This window comes from Acinetobacter sp. AOR41_HL, assembly GCF_027854645.1.
In the GTDB taxonomy this organism is placed as follows: Bacteria; Pseudomonadota; Gammaproteobacteria; order Pseudomonadales; family Moraxellaceae; genus Acinetobacter; species Acinetobacter nosocomialis.
Map to the genome: position 1 here is coordinate 1 of NZ_JAKTHZ010000038.1, position 3677 is coordinate 3677.

Annotated in this window: 2 protein-coding genes and 1 pseudogene; 1 reads left to right on the plus strand and 2 read right to left on the minus strand. The window is 38.9% G+C overall.

Features of this window, described 5'->3' with window-relative positions; all coding sequences use genetic code 11:
• Positions 1 to 1566 (plus strand): alkyl hydroperoxide reductase subunit F, encoded by a 1566-nt coding sequence (gene ahpF / locus MKL35_RS15630; RefSeq protein ID WP_106482774.1) that lies wholly within the window; start codon positions 1 to 3, stop codon positions 1564 to 1566.
• A gap of 55 nt (positions 1567 to 1621) precedes the next feature.
• On the opposite strand, the pseudogene MKL35_RS15635 reads toward ahpF, so the two are convergent.
• Both MKL35_RS15635 and MKL35_RS15640 read right to left on the minus strand, forming a co-directional pair.
• Positions 1622 to 2497, minus strand: a pseudogene (locus tag MKL35_RS15635) (esterase/lipase family protein); the annotation flags it as partial.
• A gap of 18 nt (positions 2498 to 2515) precedes the next feature.
• Positions 2516 to 3606, minus strand: a protein-coding gene (locus MKL35_RS15640) for an IS4 family transposase (RefSeq protein WP_208728222.1) whose coding sequence is annotated in 2 segments (ribosomal slippage) — positions 2516 to 3066 and positions 3066 to 3606 — 1092 coding nt in all. Because the reading frame shifts where the segments join, the coding sequence is not laid out codon by codon here.
• Positions 3607 to 3677: the final 71 nt, after the last annotated feature.

The following is a 3677-nucleotide window of genomic DNA, read 5'->3' on the forward strand; positions in this document are numbered from 1 at the left end:
ATGTTAGATCAAAACATTAAAACTCAATTAAAAGCTTACTTAGAACGTTTAGAAAGTCCAATCGAATTAGTTGCTGCTTTGGATGAATCAGATAAAGCTGCCCAAATTAAAGAATTAGTAACTGAAATCGCTGAGCTTTCTGACAAGGTAACAGCCCGTTTTGACGGTAACAATACACGTCGTCCAAGCTTTGGTGTGGCTAAAGCAGGTGAACAGCCTCGTGTGTTCTTTGCAGGCTTACCAATGGGCCATGAGTTTACATCTTTGATCTTGGCACTGTTACAAGTGTCTGGCTATGCACCTAAAGTGTCGGATGAGGTTTTAAATCAAATTAAAGGTTTAAACCTCAAAGCCAACTTTGATGTATTCGTATCACTTAGCTGTCATAACTGTCCGGACGTGGTACAGGCGCTTAACCTGATTGCCATTTATAACCCGAACACTACGGCAACCATGATTGATGGTGCTTTCTTCCAAGATGAAGTGGAACAACGCAAAATCATGGCTGTACCAATGGTGTTCCAAGACAATGAACATATTGGTCAAGGTCGTATGACGCTTGAAGAAATTGTGGCAAAACTTGATACCAACTCTGCTGAAAAAGATGCAGCAGCACTCAATGCCAAAGATGCGTTTGATGTATTGGTGATTGGTGGTGGACCTGCAGGCGCAACAGCAGCAATCTATGCAGCACGTAAAGGTATTAACACTGGTATCGTGGCTGAACGCTTCGGTGGTCAGGTCATGGATACCATGGACATTGAAAACTTCACTTCTGTGCAAAAGACTCAAGGTCCTAAGTTTGCTGCCGAGATGGAAGCACACGTTCGTGAATATGATGTTGATATCATGAACCTACAACGTGTTAGCAAAATCACAGGTGCCAACCAAACAGCAAATGGCTTGGTTGAAGTTGAACTTGAAAACGGTGCAAAACTTGAATCGAAAACTGTGATCCTTTCAACAGGAGCACGTTGGAGAGAAATGAATGTACCGGGTGAAGCTGAATACCGTACCCGTGGTGTAGCGTACTGTCCGCACTGTGATGGTCCACTGTTCAAAGGTAAACGTGTTGCCGTGATTGGTGGTGGTAACTCAGGTGTTGAAGCGGCGATTGACCTTGCAGGTATTGTTGAGCATGTAACTTTGGTTGAGTTTGACACTAAACTTCGTGCAGACCAAGTGTTGCAAAACAAATTGCATAGCTTGCCAAACACCACAGTAATTATGAATGCCTTAAGCACAGAAGTATTGGGTGATGGTTCACAAGTAACAGGTCTTAAATATAAAGACCGTGCAACTGATGAAGAGCATGTGGTCGAGCTTGCAGGAATCTTTGTACAGATTGGTTTATTACCAAACACTGACTTCTTGAAAGAAAGTGAAGTTGAGTTAACTAATCGTGGCGAGATTATTGTCAATGACCGCAATGAAACCAATGTGAAAGGTGTATTCGCTGCAGGTGACTGTACCACTGTGCCTTACAAACAAATCATTATTGCCACAGGTGAAGGCGCTAAAGCATCACTCTCTGCGTTTGATTACATCATCCGTTCTGGGCAGTAATATTTAGTCTCAAAACAAAAGAGCCAAAGGATCATCTTTGGCTCTTTTTTATTTTTTATGGTTTATATAAACCATGTTCAACTAAATGCTCTCGTAAAATACGACGTAGCTCTAATACAGCTTGAGGTGTTAACTGAATAGAGTGTCCACCCGGAAGTACTTTCTCAGACTTTGCACCCTCTAAGTGAGCGCTTTTATAAGGAACAATACCATCGGTAATGACATTTGGATCATCGCTTTTAGTAATGTTACCCATAATTGAATGGAAGACTAACCCTTGATGTGGATTAATATTTTCAGTGAGTTCCATAAACTTAGATTGATGGCTTAAGTCACTTGGTCCATTTTGAATCAGACCATTATCAATGTTATTCAAGAAATCTTTAACATCTAGGTTTTCAGTGGTTAGTGATGTCGTTACAGCAGATAAAAAAGCTCCCGGCAAACGAATAATTTTACGAGCAGCTAAAGTAAACCATCGATCTGCATAATCTGTACCTCTGTGAGGTGATGCTAAGAAAATTGCGCGATCAAAGTTAGCAATTGAATGCATTTGCAATCGTTCAGTCACCATAGGATGTTTTTTGAAGCGGTTCTGTTGACGTACAGTCATTAGCTTCAAAGCTGGTTGAGTAATATCACCATCACTGACCAGTAAACGGCTAATAATACCTCCCATACTATGTCCCACAAGCACGGCATCATGTGCAGCAGGATCACTTGGGTTTAACGAACCGAACGCTTGTTTTAATAGTGCATAAATTTGGAATCGACTTTCTAAGATTGGCATATTGGTCGAGTAGAAAACTTGCCAAACCTGATAGTTATCTCTTAAAACTGTATCGCCCATCACATCGTTAGTAAGAGCAATCCATGCCTCGGGGCTACTTGCTAAACCATGTACCAACACAATAATTTTTTTGTTTGGATTCTCTGTACACGACAAATTTCATAGAGCCCTTGTCCTATCAGGCTTTTTCTTTCTTAAAATTGCGAGCACTTTCTTAAATTCTTCTTTTTTTCCAAAACCAATCAAACGTAGAATAGCCATTTGAACATAGTCCAAACCGTAGCGAAATAAACTTACTGAAAGTCGTCCATGCTTCTTTATTTTTATCGCTTTTTTTCGATCATGTTGCCATTCACCTGTTAAATAGCACCAACAGAAACCGATCGCTAGCACTGCTATCAATTTCTTGACTCGTCTAGGGTCTGTTAAACGAGTATTTTCAAGATTGAATCCACGTCCTTTGAGACAACTAAATAAGGTTTCGATTTCCCAGCGTAATGCATAATCACCAATAGCAGAAGCATTAAACATAGGAGAAACAACAAGTAAAAGTTCTCCATCTTCTAATCGTAACGCACTAATATACAGTTTCACTCGACCAACCCAAATACGTCGTTTACGACATTCAGTTTGACCAACTTGAAGATGACGAAATAAATCACTAATTTTATGACTCTTGGCTAAGTGATTGGTCACAATAAAGTTTTTTTAACACGTATACAGAAGTTAATGTCATTTTCAATTAACCATATAAACCATTTCTCACCGATAAATTCTCTGTCTGCAAACACATTCACAATACGATCTTTACCAAAAATGGAGATAAAGCGTTGAATCAAAGCAATACGCTCTTTTGTATCTGAATTTCCACGTTTATTGAGCAATGTCCAAACAATAGGTATCGCTATTCCACGATAGACGATGGCTAACATCAAGATATTGATATCTCGTTTTCCCCATTTCCAATTGGTTCTATCCAAAGTTAATTGGACTTTATCGAATGAAAATATATTGAAAATTAACTGAGAAATTTGACGATAATCGAAATACTGATCTGCAAAGAAGCGTTGTATACGTCGATAAAATGATTGTGGTAAGCACTTGATGGGTAAGGCTTTAGATGCAGAAGAAAGATTACATGTCTGTTTTACAATTAATGCAAGCATAATCAGTGTAAAACATTTTACACGTGACTTGTTCCACTTTAGATATTTGTTTAAGATGAGATGTAACTCATTGAAATGTGTCATCATATTCATCGTCAGAAAACAAGTATTATGCCATTATTTCAATGAGTTGTCTTTTTTTGTCGTGTACAAAG